This window comes from Nocardia sp. NPDC006044 (genome assembly GCF_042871115.1).
Classification (GTDB): domain Bacteria; phylum Actinomycetota; class Actinomycetes; order Mycobacteriales; family Mycobacteriaceae; genus Nocardia.
The window spans coordinates 83017-103872 of sequence record NZ_JBIAID010000008.1 but is presented as its reverse complement, the minus strand read 5'-3'; the positions used below and the strand labels follow the sequence as shown (position 1 = coordinate 103872).

Genomic DNA, 20856 nt, shown 5'->3' with positions numbered 1-20856 from the left:
CGCGCTGGAGAACATTCTACGAAAAGGAATACCCGGCGAGAAAAGTGCGAAACGTTGAAGTATCTTGTAGCGCATGCTCGCTCGCTTCACACGGATGCTGGTGCTCGGCGTAACCGCCGTCGCCATCGCGTCCTGCGCACCGGTACAGCACCCCGCTGGGACCGCAACGCACACAGATGATTACGGCACACCCGTGGGATCGCAGCCGGTACGTGAGGGCGGCGACCTGGTGATGGGCCTTTCCTCCGAACCGGACAAGCTCGACCCGACCACCTCCAGCTCCCTCTACACGCGTTACGTCATGAACTCGATCTGCGAGAAGCTCTATGACAACGACGCGTCCGGAAATCTGGTGCCGCAGTTGGCCACTGCGATGCCCACCGTCTCCGAGGACGGCCTGACCGTCACCATCCCGGTGCGGACCGGAATCCAATTCGCCGACGGCGCCCCGTTCGACGCGGCCGCCGTGCAGACCAGCCTGCAGCGGCACTTCAGCATGAAGACCTCGCAGCGGACCAGCGAAATGGGTCCGGTCGCTTCGATCGAGACCGCCGATCCGACGCACGTGGTGATTCGCTACAAAAAGCCCTTCGCGCCGATCACCGCCGCGCTCGCCGACCGCGCCGGAATGATCATGTCCCCGGTCGAACTCGCGAAGGACGAGGGCAAGAACTTCGCCGATCACCCGGTGTGCGTCGGGCCGTTCAAGTTCGTCAAGCGTATTCCGCAGACCTCGATCATCGTCGAACGCGATCCGCTGTACTACGACGCGAAGAAGGTGCACCTCGACAAGGTCACCTACCGCATCATGATCGACGCCAATATTCGCGCGTCGAACCTGCGTTCCGGTGACATCCAGGTCGCCGACACCATCTCCCCGCAGGATGTCGACGCGCTGGCTAAGAACCCGGATCTGCGCCTGCTGCAATCGGGATCGCTGGGCTTCCAGGGCATCTACCTCAATATCGGCAATGTCGACGGCGTCGGCAAGCCGGCCAAGCCGATCGACACCCCGCTGGCGAAGAACGCGAAGATCCGCGAGGCGCTCTCGCTCAGCGTCGACCGCCAGACTCTGGTCAACACGGTATTCAACAACTGGTACGAACCCGCGTGCTCGGGAATCGTGCCGAAGAGCACCTATGCCACGCCGGCCGGAATCGCGTGCCCCGCTTACGATCCGCAGAAGTCGAAGCAATTGCTCACCGAGGCCGGTGTGCAGCTGCCGTACCCGATCACCATGCAGGTGACCAATTCCCAGGATCAGCTCCGGTACGCACAGGCGTTGCAGGCCAACGTCGCCGAGGGCGGATTCGACCTGAAGATCGTGCCCACCGAATACTCGACCCTGCTGGACGTGCAGAAGCGCGGCACCTACGAGGCCCTGTTCCTCGGCTGGTCCGGCCGGCTCGACCCGGACGCCAATATCACCCGCTTCATGACCACCGGTTCGGGCGGTAACTACGGCGGTTTCAGTTCGCCTAAACTCGACGACTTGCTGGCCAAGGCCGCCCGCACCACCGATACCGCGCAGCGCGCCGAACTCTATGGTCAGTCGACAAAGGTGATCCAAGAGGAGAACCCGTACATCTACACCTACCGAATCCGCGTGCTGACCGTGCACACCGCGCGGGTGACCGGCATCGAGGCCTACGCCGACGGTGTCGTCCGCCTCGGTAAGGCCGCCTTCACGAACGAGAAGAGCTGAATACGCGCGCGATAGCGCAATAGCCGAACATCGACGAGGAATAGCGGTCCGGATTAGCCGGACCGCTGTTTTCCGTATCGATTTCCGCTCGCCGTGATTTCTACCGGTGGCGGCTAAGAGAACAATGTACAAAAAGAAACGGTGGTGGCGAAAAATGCACCGTGTTGAAGTATGTTGTAGCGCATGCTCGTTCGCTCCACTCGGATGGCGGTCCTCGGTGTCGTCGCCGCCGTCCTCGCTGCCTGCGCACCGACGCAACACGCCACCCCGCCCGCGACGCACGTCGACGATTACGGCACGCCCATCGGTTCGCAGCCGGTGCGTGAGGGCGGTGACCTGGTGATGGGCCTGTCGAACGAACCCGACAAGCTCGATCCGACCACGTCCAGCTCGCTCTACATGCGTTACGTGATGAGCACGATCTGCGAGAAGCTCTACGACAACGATGCCTCCGGAAACCTGGTGCCGCAGTTGGCCACCGCGCTGCCGGACATCTCGCCGGACGGGCTCACCGTCACCATTCCCGTACGCAGCGGGATCCAGTTCGCCGACGGCACCCAGTTCAACGCGACCGCGGTCGAGACCAGCCTGCAGCGGCACTGGAAGATGGAAGGTTCCCAGCGTACCGGCGAGATGGGCCCGATCGACGAGATCGAGGCCGTCGACTCGACGCATGTGACGATCCGCTACCGGGAGCCGTTCGCGCCGCTCACCGCCGCGCTCGCGGACCGCGCCGGGATGATCATGTCGCCGGCCGCGCTCAAGGAGTCGGAGAAGAACTTCGGCGACCATCCGGTGTGCGTCGGGCCGTTCAAGTTCGTCAAGCGGGTGCCGAACACCTCGATCCAGGTGGCCCGCGACCCGTTGTACTACGACGCGAAGAACGTGCACTTCGATTCGATCACCTACCGGATCATGCCCGACGCGAAGACCAGGTCGGCCAACCTGCGCTCCGGTGACATCCAGGTCGGCGACACGATGTCCCCGATGGACATCGACAGCCTGGTGAAGTTGCCGCAGCTGCGCGTCCTGCAATCGGGGTCCTTCGGTTTCCAGGGCCTGTATCTGAACATCGGCAACGTCGACGGCGCGGGTAAACCGGTCAAGCCGATCAACACCGCCATCGCCAAGGACGCCAGGGTGCGGCTGGCGTTCTCGCTGGCCACCGATCGGGAGGCCCTGGTCAAGAAGGTGTTCAACAACTGGTACGACACGGCCTGCACGCCGATCGCGCCGCGTACTTCCTATGCGACGCAGGCCAGCACCGCCTGCCCGCTCTTCGATCCACAGCGATCCAAGGAGCTGCTCGAGGAGGCCGGGGTGCAACTGCCGTACCCGGTCACCATGCAGGTCACCAACACGCAGGACTATCTCCAGTACGCCGAGGCGCTGCGGGACAGCGTCGCGCAGGGCGGGTTCGATCTGCGGATCGTGCCGACCGAATACTCGGCCATGCTGGACGCGCAGAAGCGCGGCACCTATGAGGCCCTGCTGCTCGGCTGGTCCGGCCGGCTCGACCCGGACGGCAACACCGCCCGGTTCCTGACCACCGGCTCGAGCGGTAACTACAGCGGATACAACTCCCGGGAACTGGACGAGATCCTCGGCTGGGCCGCACACAGTACGAGCGCCGCGCAACGCGGTGCGCTTTATGAGCAGGCGGTGCGGTTCATCGCGCGGGAGAACCCGTTCATCTACACCTACCGGCTGCGTAACTTGACCGTGCACTCGACATGGGTGACGGGCATCGAGGTGTATGCCGACGGCGCTGTCCGGCTCGGCAAGGCCGCGTTCGTCGCGGATCGGAAGGGCTGAAAAACCATGTTGCAGTATGTGTTCCACCGTCTGTGGCAGTCCGCTGTCACGTTGGTGCTCGCCTCGATCGTGGTCTTCATCGGGGTGCGCGCGCTGCCCGGTGACCCCGCCACGACGATGGCGGGCGAGCAGGCCGACCCGGCGGCCATCGCCGCCGTGCGCGCCGATCTCGGGCTGGACCAGTCGCTGCCGGTGCAGTACTTCCAGTTCGTCTGGCACGCCCTGACCGGCGACTTCGGCCGGTCCATCCGCACCGGAACGCCGGTGATCGACATGATCGGCACCACGCTGCCGGTGACCGTCCAGCTGGCGGTGTACGCGATGATCATCGCGGTGCTGGCCGGCGTGATCGGCGGCGTCATCGCGGCGGTCTACCGCGGCCGCTGGCCCGAGTGGGTGGCCAACGGGTTCTCGCTGGCCGCGCTGTCGGTGCCGACCTTCTGGGTCGGCATCCTCGCGGTGCTGTATCTCTCGGTGCAGCTCAACTGGTTCCCGGCCTCGGGATACGTCTCGCCGTTCGAACATCCGCTGCGCGGTCTGTACTTCCTGACCCTGCCCGCGATCATCCTCGGCCTCGCGCACGCGGCGGTGGTGCAGCGCCAGACCCGCTCGTCGATGGTGGAGACGCTGACCGCCGACTTCGTCCGCACGGCCAGGGCCAAGGGGCTCAGCCGGCCCGCGGTCATCTTCCGCTTCGGCCTGCGTAACAGCCTGATCGTGGTCACCACGATCGTCGGCCTGCAACTCGGCGGGCTCATCGCGGGCGCGGTGGTCACCGAGCGCATCTTCAGCCTGCCCGGCATGGGCAAGCTGACCCTCGACTCGGTGTTCACCAGGGACTACCCGGTGATCCAGGCGGTCATCATGGTGATCGCCACCGCCTACATCGTGATCAACCTGCTGGTCGATGTGCTGTACACGGTGATCGACCCCCGCGTGCGAGTGTCCGGGAGGGCGCAGTGACCATTACCGAAACCCCGGTCGTCGAGACCACTCCCGGCGTCGAGAACAAGCCCCTGGAAACCCCGCCGCTGACCGCGGTGCGCGGGCGGGTGCTGCGCCAGCTCTGGCGCAACCCGCTCGGCATGGTCGGCGCGGTGCTGCTGCTGATCGTGATCTTCGTCGGCGTGTTCGCGCCGCTGCTGGCGCCCTACTCGCCGAGCGAGGTGCACTTCTCCACCCCGTTCCAGCAGCCGGGCACCGTCGGATTCCTCTTGGGCACCGACGATCTGGGCCGCGACATCCTCTCCCGCGTGCTCTACGGCACCCGCGCCTCGCTCGAGGTCGGCGTGCTGTCGGTGCTGTGCGCGGTGCTGATCGGTGTGCCGCTCGGCCTGCTCGCCGGATACTGGCGGACGCTGGACATGATCCTGTCCCGCCTGTCCGACGTGCTGCTGGCCTTCCCGTTCATCATCCTCGCGGTCGGGCTGACCGCGATCAACGGCGGTGGTCTGGCCGACGCCGCCATCGCGCTCGGCATCGCTCAGGTGCCGATCATGATGCGGGTGGTGCGCGCGGAAACGTTGCGGCTCAAGGAAACCGACTTCGTGCTCGCGGCGACCACGATGGACGTGCCGTCCTGGCGCATCCTCGGCGAGCACATCCTGCCCAACTCGCTGGCCCCGATCATCGTGCAGGCCACGGTGATCATGCCGACCGCGGTGATCGGCGAGGCGATCCTGTCCTTCCTCGGACTCGGCATCAAGCCGCCCGCGCCCAGCCTGGGCATCATGCTGTCCGACGCACAGCAGTACCTGCTCCGCACGCCGTGGCCGGGCATCTTCCCCGGTGTGGCGCTCGCGATCATCTGCTTGGGATTCAACCTCTTCGGCGACGCCCTGCGGGACGCGCTCGACCCGAAGACACGGCGCTGAAGGAGCCCGCAATGAGTGAACCACTTCTGGAGATCAGCGATCTGCGGGTGTCCTTCGGCGCGGTGAACGCCGTCAAAGGCGCGGACCTGGTCGTGCAGCCGGGGGAGCGGGTCGCGGTGGTCGGCGCCTCCGGATCCGGCAAATCCACACTGGCCCATGCGATCATCGGCCTGCTGCCCGGCTCGGGCGCGGTGACCGGCGGCAGCATCCGGTGGCGCGGCGAGGACATCACGCACGCCGAGGAGAAGCGGCTGCGCGCGTTGCGCGGCAAGGAGATCGGGCTGGTCCCGCAGGACCCGATGTCGAACCTCAACCCGGTGTCCCGGGTCGGGCGGCAGGTCTCGGAAACCCTGCTGGCACACAAGATCTGCTCGCGCGGCGAGGCGAAGGAACGGGCCATCGAGCTGCTCGGCCAGGCCGGGTTGCCCGAGCCGGCGCGGCGCGCGCGGCAGTACCCGCACGAGTTCTCCGGCGGCATGCGCCAGCGGGCGCTGATCGCCATCGGCCTGGCCTGCCGGCCCGATCTGCTGATCGCCGACGAACCGACCTCGGCGCTGGATGTGACTGTGCAGCGGCAGATTCTGGATCATCTGGAGAAGCTGACCCAGGAGCTGGGTACCGCGCTGCTGCTGGTGACGCACGACCTCGGGCTGGCCGCCGAGCGGGCCGACCGGGTCGTGGTGATGTCGGATGGGCGCATTGTCGAGTCCGGTCCGGCCCGGCAGGTGCTGACCGACCCGCAGGAGGACTACACGCGGCGGTTGGTCGCGGCCGCGCCGGCGTTGATCGCGCCGCGGCGGGCCGATCCGGTGGTGGTGGACGAGGTGCTCGAGGAGCAGGCCGCGGTCGCCGAGGCGGACGCAGTGGTTGCCGAGACCGCTGTCGCCGAGCCGGTTGCCGACGAAAAGGCTGCTGACGGAGCGGGTGTCGAGGAGCAGACGGTCGAGGGCAGCGTCGTCGATGAGGGCGACGTTGCCGAGGAGACCGCTGTCGACGGCGATGGTGCCGTCGCGACCGCCGTAAACGGTAAGTCCGCCAACGGCAAAGTGGTTGCCAAGGCGGACGCCGAGTCCGCGGCTGCCGAGAAGTATTCTGGCGGAAGCGTTTCCGGCGAGGACGTCGTCGCGGAGAAGACAGCCGAGAGCAAGTCGGTCGTCGCGGAGGACAAGCCCCTTGTCGGGGAGACCGCTGACGGCGAGTCGTCCGATGCGGGGGCTGCCGACGAGAAGGCCACCGGCGGCGAGGATGTCGTTGGCGAGCAGGCCGACGACAAGTCTGCTGAGGCGGATGGCGCTGTCGTAGAGAAGGCCGATGACGACTCGTCCGTCGAAAAGGTCGTCGCGAAGGTTGATGGTGAGTCGACCGGTCAAGAGGCTGCCGATGGCGAGGATGCCGACGAGAAGGCGTCCGACGCGAAGGTCGCCGAGAACAAGGGCGCCGTTGCGAAGGCTGACAGCGAGTCGTCTGTCGAGAAGGTCGCTGTCGCGAAAGTTGACGGCAAGTCGACCGGACTAGACGCTGCCGATGGCCAGGCTGCCGAGGAGAAGGCTGACAAGTCTCCCGGCACGAAGGTCGCCGAGGGCAAGGCCGCCGTTGCGAAGACTGACAGCGGGTCTGCCGACGAGAAAGTCGCCGTCGCGGAGGCCGACAGCGAGTCGTCTGTCGGGGAGAAGGTCTCCGGCGCCGGGATCGTTGACCAGGCAGACGATTCCGCGCAGCGGACCGCCGTTGCCGAGGGCGACGAGAAGTCGGCCGACGACGAGGCCGATGAGGCGAAGGTGTCCGCCGAGCAGGTCGCCGAGGTCGAGCCCGCGATTGTGGAGCCGGCCAAGGCATCTCCGATCCTCGAGGTCTCCGGTATCAGCAAGGAGTACAAGATTCGTGGTCGCGGCGGTGTGCTGCGCGCGGTCGACAACGTGTCGTTCTCGATCGCGCGCGGCCGCACCACGGCGATCGTCGGTGAGTCCGGCTCGGGCAAGACCACGACCGCGCGGATGGTGCTCGGCCTGGTGCCCGCCACCTCCGGCACGATCAAGTTGAACGGCGTCGACATGGTCGGGCTCAGCGGTGCACCGTTGCGCGCGGCGCGGTTGTCGATGCAGCCGGTGTTCCAGGACCCGTACGCGTCGCTGGATCCGATGTGGACGGTCGAGCGGTTGATCGCGGAACCGTTGCGCGCCTTCGGTATCGGTGATCGGGCGGCGCGCCGCAAGCGGGTGTCCGAGCTGCTGGAACAGGTCGCGCTGCCCGCCGCGATGGCGCATCGCTACCCGAACGAACTGTCCGGCGGCCAGCGCCAGCGGGTCGCGATCGCTCGCGCGCTGGCCATCGAGCCGCAGCTCGTCGTGTGCGACGAGGCCGTTTCGGCGCTGGATGTGCTTGTGCAGGACCAGATTCTGACGCTGCTCGCGTCCCTGCAGGAGCGGCTCGGCGTCAGCTACCTGTTCATCTCGCACGACCTCGCCGTGGTTCGCGCGCTCGCGCACGACGTCGTGGTGATGCGGGACGGCCGAGTGGTGGAACAGGGGCCGGTCGAAGAGGTCCTCACCGCGCCCGCCGACCAGTACACGCGGCAACTGCTGGACGCGATCCCCGGCACCGGTGTGCTCGGCAGTGCCGCCGCCCCGGACACCAAGGATTCGGCAGCCGAGGCGGACGACGTCGCCGCGTCGGTCGAGAAAGAACTGGCTGCCAAAGTCTGACGGCAACAGCCGAACCGAGCCCCGCGTCGCGGCTGACTACGCGACGCGGACCAGCCGCCCCGATCCATCCATGGGTCGGGGCGGCTGCACGTTCGAACACCCTCCGCGCACCAGATCGCGAGCAGCGCACGAGATTGCCGGTGATTCAGTGCGCGCGAAGTGAATTCGTGCGCGGGACGGGTCTGTTACTCCGTGACGATCGCTATCGCGTCGATCTCGACCAGCATCTCCGCCCGCGGCAGGCCGGTGAAAACGGTGGTGCGGCTGGGCAATACGTCACCGGTGGTATTGGCACTGACGAACTCGCCGTAGGCCTCGTTCATCGCGCCGAAGTCGTCGCGGGTGGTCAGGTAGACGCGCAGCATCACCACATCGTCGAACGTCGCCCCGCTCGCGTCGACGATCGCCTTCACATTCTGCAGCGTGCGGATGGTCTGTGCCGCAACGTCGCCCGGGTACAGGTACTCGTTGGTGATCGGGTCCACCGGACCCTGCCCAGAGACCTGCACGAACGGTCCCTTGCGCACGCCCTGGGAGAACGTGTGCGCGGGCGCGGGCGCGTCGGTGGTGCGGACGGCGATCTTCTCACTCATGGTCAGCCTTTCGTGGGGGTGGTCGCGCGGCCGGGGATCCAGCCGAGCTCGGCGGAGATGGCGTCGGCGGCCGCGCGAACCCGCGGCAGTTCGGCCAGCACCTGGTCGTGGTCGAGCAACATGTCCGGCACCGACATGGAGACCGCGGCGACCACCGCGCCGGTGCCGTTGCGCACCGGGACACCGATGCAGTTGACGAAGCTCTCGTGTTCCTCGTGGTCCTCCGCATAACCCAGCGCGGCAACCTTCTCCAGTTCGATGAGGTAGCGCTCCGGGGTGCGGATGGTCCGCTCGGTGAACGGATGGAAGTCGATCCTCTCGGCGATGGCCCGCCACTCCGCGCGGGGCAGCGCCGAGATGAGCACCTTGCCGACGGCGGTGCAGTGCAGCGGCGCCGGGCGGCCGACCCTGGAGTACATGCGCACGCTCTGGGTCGCGTCGAGCTTGTCGATGTAGATGACGTCGCCGGACTCGTAGGTGGCGAGGTGGATCGTCTGCTTGGTGTCGGCGTTCAACGCGCTCAGGTGCGGACGGGCGAGGGTGCGCACGTCGCGCTGCTCCAGGGTGCGGTTGGCCAGCTCGAACAGCCGCGACCCGAGCACGTACCGGTGCTGGCTGTCGTGGGTGACGAAGCGCTGGGCCTCCATCGTCTGCAACAGCCGGAGCACCGTCGACTTGTGCACGCCGAGCTGGGTGGCCAGCTGGTCGAGTGAGCGTGAATCCTCGCCCAGCGCAACAAGAATGGTCAACGCACGGGACAAACTCTGACTCATGGCCGATACTCACAGACCTCGGGGTGGCGGCTCATGACGCCACATTCTGGATGACGCTGTCGTTGTAATGCAGCCCGGCCCAGTCCATTTCGTCCAGCGTGGCCAGGCGTTCCAGGATCGCGGTCGCGGGCAGTTCGGCTCCGTCACCGGTCCCGGTCAGGGCGGCGGCCGCGCACAGGTGCCCGAATCGCAAGCGCTGCACCAGCGGCCGGTCGTGCAGCAGCGCGGCCAGGTAACCGCCGGCGAACGCGTCGCCCGCGCCGATCCGCTCGGTGATCTCCAGCCCGAGCGCGGGCACCTCGACCCGTTCGGCGCCGGCGAAACCGGTGACCGTGTGCGCGTCGTTCTTGACGATCAGCTGCGCGGGTTCCGGGAACCGGGCACGCAATTCGTCGGCGTCGTCGGTGCCGAAGACCGCGCCGGCCTCGTCCGCGCCGAGGAAGACCACGTCGCTGCCGCGCACGTGCCGGTCGAGCACCTCGGCGGCCAGTTCACCGCGGCCGGCCCACAGCGCGGGCCGGAAGTTCAGGTCGAAACTGATCAGCCTGCCGTTGCGGGGGAGCGCGAGCAGCGCCTCGGTGAGCCCGGTCGCCGACGCCGACAGCGCGGTGGTGATCCCGGTGAAGTGCACCAGGTCGCAATGCGCGAGCAGCTCGGCCGCCGCGGTCGCCGCGAGATCGGCGGGCGAGAGCGCGCTGGCCGCGGAGCCGGTCCGGTAGTAGAGCATGCGGCTCGCCCGCTCGGCGAGATCGGTGGCCTTGCCCGAGCCGCTTCCGCGCTCCTTGACATACACCGCGGTCGGCCGGCCCGGATCGGTGACCACCGCCGACACGTCGACGCCGTGCGCGGCCAGGTGCGCGACGAGATAGCGGCCGAAGCCGTCGTCGCCGACCCGGGACAGCCAGGCCGTGTCGACCCCGAGCTGGCGCAGCACGGTGGCCACATTGGCCTCCGCGCCGCCCGCGGTCCGTTCGAAGATCTCCGACTCCTCCAGCGGTCCCGGCTGCGCCACCAGCACCGCGAGTCCCTCGCCGACAGTTACCGCCCGTGAGCGGGTCGACGTAGGCCACGTCACACCGATCTCCTTCCTGTGCTTGCGGCCACCGGCCATCCCGTGCAGAATAACCACACGAAACACGATGCGCAACAAGCATTGCAGAATATGCAATAGCAATACGCTATGCATAATGAGGTGAACTCGCTGGGAAGGAACGCCGTGGCGATCGACGAAGACGTCGTAGCAGGACTCGGAGACCGGACGATCGGTCCCGAGCACAAAGGGCTGCCGCCCGCTGCCTGGGGTCACACCGTGCGCGAATTCCTCGCCACCGCACCGAGTCTCGACCAGTTCGAGACGCCGCTGCTGACCATCGACCGGTCCGCGGTGGACGCGAATGTCGCCCGCATGGCCGAGTGGGCGCGCGCGGCGGGCGTGCGACTCGCCCCGCACGGCAAGACCACCATGTCGCCGCAGCTGTGGGCGCAGCAGCTGACCGCGGGATGCTGGGGCATCACCTTGGCCACCGTCTGGCAGGTGCAGGTGGCGCGGTCGTTCGGTGTCGCCCGGATACTGCTGGCCAACGCGCTGGTCGACCCGGTCGGATTGCACTGGGTCGCCGCCGAATCGGCGAAGGACCCGGATTTCGAGTTCGTCTGCTGGGCGGACAGCGTCGAGACCGTGGAGCTGATGGACGAGCACCTGCGGCCCGCGCCCGGCGCGGCGAAGGTCCGGGTGCTCGTCGAACTCGGTGGGCCGCACGGGCGTACCGGTGCGCGCACCGTCGAGCAGGCGCACGCCGTCGCCGCCGCGATCGCCGCCGCGCAGCGGCTGACGCTGGCCGGAGTCGGCGGGTACGAGGGGGCGCTCGCACACGATCGCACCACCGAGGGTGTCGACACCGTGCGGCACTACCTCGATGAACTCGCCCGCCTGCACCGGGACATCGCCGCCGCCGGACAGTATTCGGATGCTGCGATCGTGACCGCCGGCGGCAGCGCCTACCCGGACCTGGTCGTCGAGCGGCTGGCCGGCCTGGCCGACGAGCAAGGCGCACAGGGCGTTCCGACCTCGGTCGTGCTGCGTTCCGGGGCGTACATCATTCACGACGACGGGTTCTATGCGGGCATTTCCCCATTCGCCGCGTCGCGCAGCGACCATCCGCTGCGCTCGGCCATGCACGGCTGGGCGCGCACGATCTCCCGCCCGGAGCCGGGATTGGCGCTGCTGGACGCGGGCAAGCGCGACCTGCCCTACGACGAGGGGCTGCCGGTGCCGCAATTCGTTGCCGGAAAAGGCGGTTCGGCCGTGGATCCGGCGGCGACGGTGTCCGCACTCAACGATCAGCACACCTTCCTGCGGCTGCCCGAAGGCAGCGAGCCGCCGGTCGGCGCGGTCGTGCGGCTGGGTCTGTCGCACCCGTGTACCGCCTTCGACAAGTGGCGGCTCATTCCCGTGATCGATGACGCCGACGCCGAGTCGCCGCGGGTCGTCGACCTCCTGCACACGTTCTTCTGACGAGCCGAAGACCATGACGGACTTACTCTTTCGCGACATCGACATCATCGACGGCACCGGGTCCCCGCGCTTCCGCGGCGACGTGCTGGTCGAGCGCGGGCGCATCGCGCGGATCGCCGAGCCCGGCAGCATCGCCGAGGCCGGCCGGGTCGTCGACGCGGGCCCCGGTGCGGTACTGTGCCCGGGCTTCATCGACATGCACGCCCACTCGGATCTGCATCTGCTCACCGAGCCGGGGCATTTCCCGAAGGTCAGCCAGGGCATCACCACCGAACTGATCGGGCAGGACGGACTGTCCTACGCGCCGATCGACGACGCCACCCTCGCGGTGGTGCGACGCCAGATCGCCGGGTGGAACGGCAATCCCGCCGATCTCGACTTCTCCTGGCGGACCGTAGGGGAGTACCTCGACCGGCTCGATCGCGGAATCACGCCCAACGCGGCCTATCTCGTGCCGCAGGGCACCTTGCGGTTGCTCGTGGTCGGCTCGGAGCAGCGTGCCGCGACCGCGGACGAGATCCGCCGGATGCAGGAACTGCTCGCGCAGGGGCTGCGCGAGGGCGCGGTCGGGATGTCGAGCGGGCTGACCTATACGCCCGGAATGTATGCCGACACCGGGGAATTGGCGGCGCTGTGCAAGGTGGTCGCCGAGTTCGGCGGCTTCTACGCTCCGCATACCCGGTCCTACGGTGCGGGTGCGCTCGAGGCGTACGCGGAGATGATCGAGCTGGCCGAGACCACCGGCTGCGCACTGCATCTCACGCACGCCACGATGAACTTCCACGTGAATGCCGGTCGCGCGCCGGAATTCTTGGCACTGATCGATGCGGCACGGGCCGAGGGCTGCGACATCACCCTGGACACGTATCCGTATCTGCCTGGTGCGACCACGCTTTCGGCGTTGCTGCCGAGCTGGGCGATGTCCGGCGGTCCGGACGCGGCGCTGGCGCGTCTCGATGATGACGAGACGCGGGCGCGAATCATCCTGGACGTGAACACGAACGGGTCCGACGGCTGTCACGGGGTGACCGTCGAATGGGAGACCATTCAGATCAGCGGTGTCGCCAACCCGGAACTCGACGAGTACGTCGGCAAGCGGGTGAGCGAGATCGCCGGCGAACGCGGGCTGGCGCCGGTCGAGGTGTTCTTCGATCTGCTGCGCCGGGATCAGTTCGCGACCAGCATTCTTCAGCACGTCGGGCACGAGGAGAACGTGCGCGCGATCATGGTGCATCCCGGGCACATGGGCGGCAGCGACGCGCTGCTCGCGCCGGCCCGGCCGCATCCGCGGGCCTGGGGCACCTTCCCGCGCTACCTCGGTCACTATGTTCGCGAGCTGGGCGTGCTCGAACTCGAAGACTGCGTGCACCATTTGACCGGCAGGCCGGCCGATCGGTTGCGGTTGCGTGATCGCGGGCTGGTATTCACCGGGTACGCGGCGGATCTGGTCGTGTTCGACCCGGAGACGGTCGTGGACACCGCGACCTTCGACAACCCGAAACAGCAGGCGCGCGGCATCCGGCACGTGCTCGTCAACGGTGAGTTCGCCATCGAAAACGGCGCGCCCACCGGAAATCTCGCCGGACGTGCGCTGCGCATGGACGCCTCGCGGAAGGAGACATATTGACCACGGCCCTAGAGGTGATCCGTGCCGATCGCGTGCTGAGCGTGGTCCGGGCGCCGGAGATCCCCGATCCGGTCGCGCTCGCGCAAGCGCTGGCGTCGTCCGGGATCCGGGCGCTCGAACTCACCTTCACCACGCCCGGTGTGCTCGGTTACCTCGCCGCGGCGAGAGCGGCCGAGCGGGCCGTGCTCGGCGTCGGCACCGTGCTGACCGGTGAACAAGCCAGGGCCGCCATCGATAGTGGCGCGCAGTTCCTGGTCACGCCGGGTCTGCGCGCCGATGTCGCCGAGGTCGCGGCCCAGCACGACATTCCCGTCGTGATGGGCGCTTTCACGCCGAGCGAGGTGCTCACCGCGCTGGATCTCGGTGCGGCCGCGGTGAAGATCTTCCCCGCCCGGGCCCTCGGCCCCGGCTACCTGAAGGACCTGCGTGGTCCGTTCCCCGACGTGGCGCTCATCCCTTCCGGTGGCGTCAATGCGGGCAACGCCGCCGAATTCCTCGCCGCGGGCGCGATTGCCGTCACAGCGGGCACCGACGTCGTTTCCCCTTCCGATGTCGCCGCGGGCCGTTGGTCCGAAATCGCTTCCCGCGCGGCGTCGTTCGTTCGATCCATGAATTGAGAGGTCCACCATGGGCGCTACCGTTGATTGGCTGCGCACTACCACCCCGGGGCTGCTCGTGCTCTGCGGGCTCGCGATCGCGGTTTTGCTGTTCGCCATCATCAAGGTCAAGCTGGAGCCGTTCATCGCGCTGCTGCTCACCGGTCTAGCGCTGGCGCTCGCCGCCGGGCTACCGGTGTCGAAGATCGTCGGCACGGCGATCAAGGCCGGTGACTCCATCCTGGAGACCGGATTCGGTGGCATCCTCGGGCACATCGCCGTGATCATCGGCCTCGGCACGGTGCTCGGCGCGATCCTCGAACGATCCGGCGGCGCCGACGTGCTGACCGGCAAGCTGCTGAATCTGTTCGGCGAGAAGGGCGCTCCGGTCGCCATGGGCCTGCTCGGGCTCATCTTCGGCATCCCGGTGTTCTTCGACATCGGCATCTTCGTGCTCGCGCCGCTGATCTACGTGGCCGCCAAGCGCGGCGGCCGGTCGCTGGTGCTTTACGCCATGCCGATGCTGGCCGGGTTGTCCATGACGCACGCGTTCCTGCCGCCGCACCCCGGTCCGGTGGCGCTGGGCGGCCTGCTCGGGGTGAGCCTCGGCTGGCTGATCCTGATGGGATTCGTCTGTGGCATACCGGGATTCATCGCCGCGGGCATCGTGTGGGGCAGCTATATCGGCAAGCGCATTCAGGTCGAGGTGCCGGACGAGTTTCTCGTGCGCAAGGACGAGGAGAAGGAGACCGCTCCCGATGAGGGGGAGCGGGTTTCCGACGGAACCGGCGGCGTCGCGACCAAGCGGCCGGTGACGACCACACCGCCGTCGGTCGGGCTGATCGGCGCGATCATCGCCATCCCGCTGGTGCTGATCCTGGGCGCGACGTTCGGTACTCAGCTGCTGGACAAGAACTCTCAGCTGCTTCAGGTGCTGACCTTCTTCGGCACGCCGGCGGTGGCGCTGCTCATCGCGGTACTCATCGCCTTCTACGTGCTCGGCGTGCGGCGCGGGTCCACCGTGCAGGAGCTCAGCGAGCTCACCGCGGAATCGTTGCGCCCGGTCGGCATGCTGCTGCTGGTGGTCGGCGCGGGTGCGTTCTTCGGAAAGGTCATCTCCGCCACCGGGATCGGCACGGCACTCGCCGACACCATGTCGGCGGCGGGCCTCCCGGTGATCGTGCTCGCCTACATCATCAGCTGTGGTCTGCGTATCGCGCAGGGTTCGGCCACCGTCGCCATCGTCACCACCGGTGGCATCGTGGCGCCGCTGGTAACCGGTCACGACTACTCGCAGATGTCGATCGCGCTGATCGCGATGGCCATCGCGGCGGGGTCGATCATCCTCAGCCACGTCAACGACGGTGGGTTCTGGATCATCGCGAAGTTCTTCAACATGTCGGTGAAGCAGACCCTGCAAACCTGGACCGTCCTCGAAACCATCCTGTCGGTAGTGAGTTTCGCGGTGGCGGCGGTGTTGTTCGCCATCGTCAGCTGACGGTAGTTCCATCGAAACCCCTGCGGGGCCGGACAACCGGTGGCCATCGCCCGTCGACTCAGTCGACGAGCCCGCCCGCCGCCTCCGGCCCCGCATCGGTATCTTGCGCCTGCCCGCCGACGCCCTCCTGCCGCCGTTTCAATGCGGTGTCGATCAGTGCGCGAGCCTGTTTGCCGGTGATGGATTGCTTCGCGAGGATGTCGAAAGCACGGCCGTAGATGGCTATTTCGCGCGGTTGGGTAATGCTCAGCTCGGCGGCCGTGCCCTCGACCATGACGAGCCGATTGTCATACATAGCAAAGTTGCTGGACACCACAAGGGCCTCAGCACTCGCGGGCACGATCCCGAGGGTCATTCGCGCTACCGCGGTGAGTGAAGCCAGCCGATCCAACTGCCTCATCATGACGTCGCTATCGCCGACGGTTGTATACAGGGCCTGTTCAGCGATGACGAAGTGGAATCGGTGGTCACGCCGACCGAGGATCCGTTGCCGTTCCATCCGCGTGGCAACGGCTTCCGCGAGGTCGTTGGGAATGCGGTAGAACTCGATGCCGCGTTTCAGCTTCGCTTCGGCGTACTCGGCGGTTTGCAGCAGGCCGGGAACAATCTGCGGTTGATAGACGCGGATATCTTTCGTGTCGGCTTCGATCTGGATCGACTTCTGCTGGCGGCGTTTCAGGCCGGTCGCGAGTATCCGCCGCCACTCCAGATAGGCCGTGTCGATGTTGTGGAGGGTGGCCAGGAGATCGGGGAGTTGGGCGGTTGCCCCGGTGTGCTCGGCGTATGCCCGTATGTCTGGATCAGTTGGATTGGTGGCGCCATGCTCGAGTTTCGATACCTTGCTCTCGTGCCAACCGGAGAGTTCGGCCAGGCGTCGGCCCGACAAGCCCGCAGCGCGACGAAGCTCCCGGAGTCGTAATCCGAGAGCATGGCGGGCGGCGTCGGCGCTGTTCGTCACTGCCGGGTGAAATCGCTTTTCACGTACTCCGCGTATGGAATAGCGAGCTTCCACAGTCGCTCTTTCACGTTCGCGCAGTACTCGGCAATCCGAGGATCAGTGGTTATCGCCAGCCCGGCGGGCTCGCCGCTTTCGGTCGACAGGTTGTAGGCGACCTTCGTGGCATCGAACAGCCACCAATCGTCGGGCGGAACCTCTCCGGCGAGGTGACGTGGTAGATAGCGGATGTCCTCGCCGTCATCCACTCGGACGTTCGTTACGGAGAGTAGCCAGCGGTGATAGTCGGTGTGCGGCACCGTGACTACACGGACACGGGAAACGATTACCCCTCGCCCGGTGGCATTGTGAATAAGGTCTGGCCATGTCCGGTTGGTGTCGACCGGCGGTGTCTCGCCGGCGAGGTAGCGCTTGATGCGCTCGGTCTCCTCGGGCACGGCGTAAGAATCGCGCTGTTCGAGATGGAAGGCATAGCGCTGTGCCTCGGCGAACAACGCCGGCCACAGATTGGGCTCGTCACTGCGCCGGTGTTGCACCGTAGAATCCCCTCTCGACCATGGGCACCTCGATAGCGGTTTCGTGGGGCGCGATCGTGAGCTGGGTCAGGGTCTCCGGATCGGTCACCGGTCGGCCGGTGATGAGGAACGTACCCCGGCCGGTATCGGTCAACAGGGCCCCTAGAAAAGTGTCCGGTTCCGCGAAACCTGTTAATAGGTGCGGAATCTCGACAGTCCCGGGTGTATCGGTCTGCCATCCTTGGACGAGATAGCTGCGGTGGTCAGTGGCATAGAGACTGGGGCACTCACCCACGTCCGAGCCACCTTTGCCCAAGAACTTCAATCGTGTAGTCGATCTCCCCATGATCGGGCCTTCCGTCCAGCGGTGTGGTGTCGCGCTCTGGTGCTACTCATATTGCCTGGTAGATGCCGGTGAGGGAATGTTTCCGGCGAGTCACTGCAAGGCGCTGCAAACCACTCGGCCATCGGTTTCACCACGCTTAATCTCCGGGAACGGCACGATGCGACCTTTCATCGGCCGATCGGCGGGGGTCAATCGAGGAGGCAAAACATGGTGCAACACTGGCGAATTCAAGAGTTCGAAGGTGGGGTGATCGAGTACCTCGTGTATACCGACGACGAGGTCGGTGCCGATGATGACGACGACACGGAGGTGATCAGGTCGGGCGGGGATGGGTCCGACGACGAGCTCGGTGCTGGGGAGCGAGATGCGGTATGAGTCCGCGGACTCATGAATACTCCTCCGGCACTGGGTAATTGATGAGGGCGTTGTGGCAGCGGGTGGCTTGGGTGCGGAGGGCGGTGGCCAGTTGCGGGGGGCCGGAGAGGAGGGTGAAGTCGAGGTCTACCGCGGTGATCATCCAGGCGAGGGCTTCGGGGGATTCGGCGCCCAGGTGGAGCTGGCAGCTGGTGGGGTCGAGGGGTTCGAGGACGCCCATGCCGGGCCAGACGTTGGGGGCGGCGGTTTCGGCGGAGGCGTGCAGGAGAACGGTGGCGCGGTGCGGCCAGGCCCGGGTGGAGAGTTGGTGGGAAAGGTAGGTGGCGACATCCCCTTCCGGTGGATCGCGGGGTGGGAAGCGGGGGCCGGTGGGAGTGCGGGGGGTGACGCGGTCGGCGCGGAAGGTGCGCCAGTCGGTGCGGCTGGTGTCCCATGCGACGAGGTACCAGCGGCGGCTGAAGTGGACCAGGGTGTGGGGTTCGACGGTGCGGACGGTGGTGGTGCCGTCGTGGGCGCGATAGTCGAAGCGGAGGCGTTCGTGGCGTTGGCAGGCTTCGGCGATCGCCATCAGGGTGTCGGGTTCGACCGGGGTGCCGGGGGCGGCGACGCGGAGGGTGGCGCCGCGCAAGGTGCGGACGCGGTGGCGTAGGCGCGGCGGAAGGACTTGCTCCAGTTTGGTGAGTGCGCGCAGGGAGGATTCTTCGATGCCGGCGACGATTCCGTCGGATGCGCTGCGCAGGCCGACTGCTACCGCCACGGCCTCGTCGTCATCGAGCAGCAGGGGAGGCAGTGCCGCGCCGGCCCCGAGACGGTAGCCGGCGGCGCCCTGGGTGGCGTTCACCGGATAGCCGAGTTCGCGGAGGCGGTCGATGTCGCGGCGCACGGTGCGCCCGGTGACGTTGAGCCGTTCGGCCAGTTCAGCGCCGGTCCAATCGCGGTGGGTTTGCAGCAGGGCGAGCAGTTTGAGCAGCCGCGCCGAGGTTTCCAGCATGCGGTCCAGAATGGCAGAAGGTTAGGAACAGCACAGTCCTAAGCGCCTCGCCATCGCGGTCCGCCACAGTGCTCGCCGCCGCACATCTTCTGACATCCGCACGCGTGTCAGGTCGGTGAGTTGCTGTGCGGGAGATCAGAAGGTGTGCGGCGGCGCTGGGCAAGCCCGTACGCCCTGACGCCGCGCGGCATCGACGCTGCAAGTTTGTGTGCAGGAAGTTAGAAGGTGTGCGGTGGTGCGGTGCGGCCAGGCTCGGGTCGAGAGTTTGAGCAGCCGCTCTGAGGTCTCCAGCACGCGGTGCAAGATGACAGATGGCTAGGAACAGCACTGTCCTAAGTGCATCCCCACCGCAGCCCGCCACAGTGCTCGCCGCCGCTGGCCGAGTTCGCTGATCGCGATCGACGCGTGGGGGTATCTGCATGGTGTGCGGCAGGTTCGGGTCTGCGGGGCTAGCTGCTGTAGCGGGCATGCATGCGGGCGGCGGTTTCCGCCATTTGCGCTCGTAGTTCGGGCGGCTCGAGGACCTCGCAGTGTTCGCCGAGGGGGAGGATGGCGTGGGCGAGTACCTCGTAGGACTCGGAGGGGACGGTCAGTTCGACCCATCCCTCGGCGTCGGGTTCGGTGGCCGAGGCCAGTGCCTCGGCCACCGCGACGGGTTCGTGCCACAGGCGCAGTAGGCGCAGGTGGGTGGCGGGCATCCGGCAGCGGGCGCGGACGCGCAGCATCGAAAGGGCGAAATCGTCTGCCGCCCTGGACCAATGGACGGCCAGGTCGAAATCGTCCGGGCGGGTGAAGGATTCGGTGGTCGGCTCCGCGGCGATGATCCTGCTGACTCGGTAGGAACGGATCGCCGCGCCGTCTCGGGCGACCAGATACCAGGTGCCGGCTTTCATTACGAGACCGAGCGGGTCGAGGCGGCGGTCGACGATCTTGTCTTTGCGCCCGTATCGAACCTGCAACCGCCGGTCGTGCCAGAGCGAATCGGCGACGATGTTCAGCGTGGGAGTCTCGTCCGGCGGACGGAACCAGCCGGGCGCGTCGATGTGTACTCGCTCGGCGATTCTGGTTGCGCGGCCGCGTAATTCGGGCGGCAGCGCGGCGAGCACTTTGAGCTGGGCGGTGGCCAGCACCGTGCCGAGTCCGAGATCGGCTGCGGCGCCTGGCGATCCGGCCAGCAGTACGGCATCGGCCTCATCGGTCGTGAGTCCGGTCAACCGGGTGCGGTAGCCGTCGACCAACTGCACGCCGCCCGCCCGGCCCTGCTCGCTGTACACCGGCACTCCCGCCGCGGACAGCGCCTCGACGTCCCGATACACGGTGCGCACCGACACCTCGAGCTCCTTGGCCAGCTCGCCGGCCGTCGTGCGGCCGCGCGTTTGCAGGATCAGCAGCAACTGCACCAGTCGGCTCGCTCGCATGGTCCGAGATTAGCCGGAAAACATGACAGAAGATGTCCAGGATCGGTCGTATGGTCGGTGATATGACCACTTGGAGCGAGTTCGCCGCAGAAGCCCCACACATCGCCGACCTCTTCGTGCGCAGGCACACCGCCACCGGCAACCTGTGCATGCTCGGCACCCTTCGCTCGGACGGGTTCCCGCGGATCAGTCCGGTGGAACCGCGGTTCTTCGAGGACATGCTGGTGATCTCGGGTATGCCGGGCACGACCAAGTTCCGCGATCTGGCGCGCGATCCGCGCTTCTGCCTGCATACCGCGACCGTCGACACGAAGGTCAGCGACGGCGACGCGAAACTGTTCGGCACCGTGGTCGACCTGCCGGACCGGCAGGTGCACGTGCGGTTCGCGCAGCAGCTGTTCGACGACACCGGGTTCGATATCCGCGGGCAGGAGTTCGACCACTTCTACATCGCGGACCTGAGCAGCGCTTCCACGGTCGAGGTCGTCGATGACCATCTCGACATCACCATCTGGAAGCCGGGGCAGGGCGAACGGATCGTGCGTAAGCACTGAGGGT

Annotated in this window: 19 protein-coding genes; 11 read left to right on the top strand and 8 right to left on the bottom strand. The window is 67.0% G+C overall.

Translation table 11 applies throughout. The features are described 5' to 3' along the window. The first annotated feature begins 73 nt into the window (after positions 1-73). From ACFYO1_RS42405 to ACFYO1_RS42385, 5 genes are all read left to right on the top strand, one after another. The gene (locus ACFYO1_RS42405; protein WP_387244928.1) at positions 74-1705 is read left to right on the top strand and encodes an ABC transporter substrate-binding protein; all 1632 of its coding nucleotides are present in this window, start codon (positions 74-76) and stop codon (positions 1703-1705) included. A 183-nt stretch (positions 1706-1888) separates the two neighbouring features. Further along, positions 1889-3520, top strand: a complete 1632-nt coding sequence (locus ACFYO1_RS42400; protein ID WP_387244925.1) for an ABC transporter substrate-binding protein — start codon at positions 1889-1891, stop codon at positions 3518-3520. Between the two features lie 6 nt (positions 3521-3526). Continuing rightward, the gene (locus tag ACFYO1_RS42395; RefSeq protein WP_387244922.1) at positions 3527-4483 is read left to right on the top strand and encodes an ABC transporter permease; all 957 of its coding nucleotides are present in this window, start codon (positions 3527-3529) and stop codon (positions 4481-4483) included. Next, positions 4480-5394, top strand: coding sequence for an ABC transporter permease (locus tag ACFYO1_RS42390; protein ID WP_387244919.1), 915 nt, complete (start codon positions 4480-4482; stop codon positions 5392-5394). Before ACFYO1_RS42395 ends, ACFYO1_RS42390 begins: the two co-directional genes overlap by 4 nt. An 11-nt stretch (positions 5395-5405) precedes the next feature. After that, positions 5406-8096, top strand: coding sequence for a dipeptide ABC transporter ATP-binding protein (locus tag ACFYO1_RS42385; protein ID WP_387244916.1), 2691 nt, complete (start codon positions 5406-5408; stop codon positions 8094-8096). A 185-nt stretch (positions 8097-8281) separates the two neighbouring features. Here ACFYO1_RS42385 and ACFYO1_RS42380 read toward each other — a convergent pair whose 3' ends face one another. The 3 genes from ACFYO1_RS42380 to ACFYO1_RS42370 are packed head-to-tail and all read right to left on the bottom strand — an operon-like array spanning position 8282 to position 10537. Next, complete coding sequence (locus ACFYO1_RS42380) at positions 8282-8689, bottom strand: RidA family protein (RefSeq protein WP_387244913.1); 408 nt, start codon at positions 8687-8689, stop codon at positions 8282-8284. Positions 8690-8691: 2 nt separating this feature from the next. Further along, positions 8692-9462 (bottom strand): IclR family transcriptional regulator, encoded by a 771-nt coding sequence (locus tag ACFYO1_RS42375; RefSeq protein WP_387244910.1) that lies wholly within the window; start codon positions 9460-9462, stop codon positions 8692-8694. Positions 9463-9493: 31 nt separating this feature from the next. Then, positions 9494-10537 (bottom strand): sugar kinase, encoded by a 1044-nt coding sequence (locus ACFYO1_RS42370; RefSeq protein WP_387244907.1) that lies wholly within the window; start codon positions 10535-10537, stop codon positions 9494-9496. A 105-nt stretch (positions 10538-10642) separates the two neighbouring features. Between ACFYO1_RS42370 and ACFYO1_RS42365 the strand changes: the two genes are divergently transcribed. From ACFYO1_RS42365 to ACFYO1_RS42350, 4 genes are read left to right on the top strand one after another with little or no spacing between them, the layout of a single operon-like run. Then, positions 10643-11977, top strand: a complete 1335-nt coding sequence (locus ACFYO1_RS42365; RefSeq protein ID WP_387244904.1) for an amino acid deaminase — start codon at positions 10643-10645, stop codon at positions 11975-11977. 13 nt (positions 11978-11990) lie between these two features. After that, positions 11991-13604, top strand: coding sequence for an amidohydrolase family protein (locus tag ACFYO1_RS42360; protein ID WP_387244901.1), 1614 nt, complete (start codon positions 11991-11993; stop codon positions 13602-13604). Continuing rightward, positions 13601-14221 carry a bifunctional 4-hydroxy-2-oxoglutarate aldolase/2-dehydro-3-deoxy-phosphogluconate aldolase gene (locus ACFYO1_RS42355; protein ID WP_387244898.1) on the top strand — a complete coding sequence of 207 codons (621 nt, stop codon included), beginning with the start codon at positions 13601-13603 and terminating at the stop codon, positions 14219-14221. The genes ACFYO1_RS42360 and ACFYO1_RS42355 overlap by 4 nt, the downstream gene beginning before the upstream one ends. Positions 14222-14231: 10 nt before the next feature. Then, the gene (locus ACFYO1_RS42350; RefSeq protein ID WP_387244895.1) at positions 14232-15698 is read left to right on the top strand and encodes a GntP family permease; all 1467 of its coding nucleotides are present in this window, start codon (positions 14232-14234) and stop codon (positions 15696-15698) included. A gap of 58 nt (positions 15699-15756) precedes the next feature. On the opposite strand, the gene ACFYO1_RS42345 is transcribed toward ACFYO1_RS42350, so the two are convergent. From ACFYO1_RS42345 to ACFYO1_RS42335, 3 genes are read right to left on the bottom strand one after another with little or no spacing between them, the layout of a single operon-like run. After that, complete coding sequence (locus ACFYO1_RS42345) at positions 15757-16656, bottom strand: helix-turn-helix domain-containing protein (RefSeq protein ID WP_387244892.1); 900 nt, start codon at positions 16654-16656, stop codon at positions 15757-15759. Next, on the bottom strand, positions 16653-17189 hold the full coding sequence (locus tag ACFYO1_RS42340) for a DUF6879 family protein (RefSeq protein ID WP_387244889.1): 537 nt from the start codon (positions 17187-17189) through the stop codon (positions 16653-16655). The genes ACFYO1_RS42345 and ACFYO1_RS42340 overlap by 4 nt, the downstream gene beginning before the upstream one ends. Beyond that, positions 17170-17322, bottom strand: a complete 153-nt coding sequence (locus tag ACFYO1_RS42335; RefSeq protein WP_387244886.1) for a hypothetical protein — start codon at positions 17320-17322, stop codon at positions 17170-17172. The genes ACFYO1_RS42340 and ACFYO1_RS42335 overlap by 20 nt, the downstream gene beginning before the upstream one ends. Positions 17323-17721: 399 nt before the next feature. Between ACFYO1_RS42335 and ACFYO1_RS42330 the strand changes: the two genes are divergently transcribed. After that, positions 17722-17889 (top strand): hypothetical protein, encoded by a 168-nt coding sequence (locus tag ACFYO1_RS42330; RefSeq protein ID WP_387244883.1) that lies wholly within the window; start codon positions 17722-17724, stop codon positions 17887-17889. 10 nt (positions 17890-17899) lie between these two features. Here the strand turns inward: ACFYO1_RS42330 and ACFYO1_RS42325 are convergent, their stop codons facing one another. Continuing rightward, a complete protein-coding gene (locus ACFYO1_RS42325) occupies positions 17900-18880 on the bottom strand; it encodes a helix-turn-helix transcriptional regulator (RefSeq protein WP_387244880.1) in 981 nt (326 codons plus the stop codon). Positions 18881-19329: 449 nt separating this feature from the next. Next, the gene (locus ACFYO1_RS42320) at positions 19330-20298 is read right to left on the bottom strand and encodes a helix-turn-helix transcriptional regulator (RefSeq protein ID WP_387244877.1); all 969 of its coding nucleotides are present in this window, start codon (positions 20296-20298) and stop codon (positions 19330-19332) included. A 62-nt stretch (positions 20299-20360) separates the two neighbouring features. Here ACFYO1_RS42320 and ACFYO1_RS42315 point away from each other — a divergent pair, with 62 nt between their 5' ends. Then, complete coding sequence (locus ACFYO1_RS42315) at positions 20361-20852, top strand: pyridoxamine 5'-phosphate oxidase family protein (protein WP_387244875.1); 492 nt, start codon at positions 20361-20363, stop codon at positions 20850-20852. The last annotated feature ends 4 nt before the right edge of the window (positions 20853-20856 follow it).

Bases quoted from the DNA above. Each gene is read 5' to 3' on its own strand.
- ACFYO1_RS42405 (WP_387244928.1), top strand. From the start codon at position 74: ATGCTCGCTCGCTTCACACGGATGCTGGTGCTCGGCGTAACCGCCGTC.
- ACFYO1_RS42400 (WP_387244925.1), top strand. From the start codon at position 1,889: ATGCTCGTTCGCTCCACTCGGATGGCGGTCCTCGGTGTCGTCGCCGCC.
- ACFYO1_RS42395 (WP_387244922.1), top strand. From the start codon at position 3,527: ATGTTGCAGTATGTGTTCCACCGTCTGTGGCAGTCCGCTGTCACGTTG.
- ACFYO1_RS42385 (WP_387244916.1), top strand. From the start codon at position 5,406: ATGAGTGAACCACTTCTGGAGATCAGCGATCTGCGGGTGTCCTTCGGC.
- ACFYO1_RS42380 (WP_387244913.1), bottom strand. From the start codon at position 8,689: ATGAGTGAGAAGATCGCCGTCCGCACCACCGACGCGCCCGCGCCCGCG.
- ACFYO1_RS42375 (WP_387244910.1), bottom strand. From the start codon at position 9,462: ATGAGTCAGAGTTTGTCCCGTGCGTTGACCATTCTTGTTGCGCTGGGC.
- ACFYO1_RS42365 (WP_387244904.1), top strand. From the start codon at position 10,643: ATGCATAATGAGGTGAACTCGCTGGGAAGGAACGCCGTGGCGATCGAC.
- ACFYO1_RS42360 (WP_387244901.1), top strand. From the start codon at position 11,991: ATGACGGACTTACTCTTTCGCGACATCGACATCATCGACGGCACCGGG.
- ACFYO1_RS42350 (WP_387244895.1), top strand. From the start codon at position 14,232: ATGGGCGCTACCGTTGATTGGCTGCGCACTACCACCCCGGGGCTGCTC.
- ACFYO1_RS42330 (WP_387244883.1), top strand. From the start codon at position 17,722: ATGGTGCAACACTGGCGAATTCAAGAGTTCGAAGGTGGGGTGATCGAG.
- ACFYO1_RS42325 (WP_387244880.1), bottom strand. From the start codon at position 18,880: ATGCTGGAAACCTCGGCGCGGCTGCTCAAACTGCTCGCCCTGCTGCAA.
- ACFYO1_RS42320 (WP_387244877.1), bottom strand. From the start codon at position 20,298: ATGCGAGCGAGCCGACTGGTGCAGTTGCTGCTGATCCTGCAAACGCGC.
- ACFYO1_RS42315 (WP_387244875.1), top strand. From the start codon at position 20,361: ATGACCACTTGGAGCGAGTTCGCCGCAGAAGCCCCACACATCGCCGAC.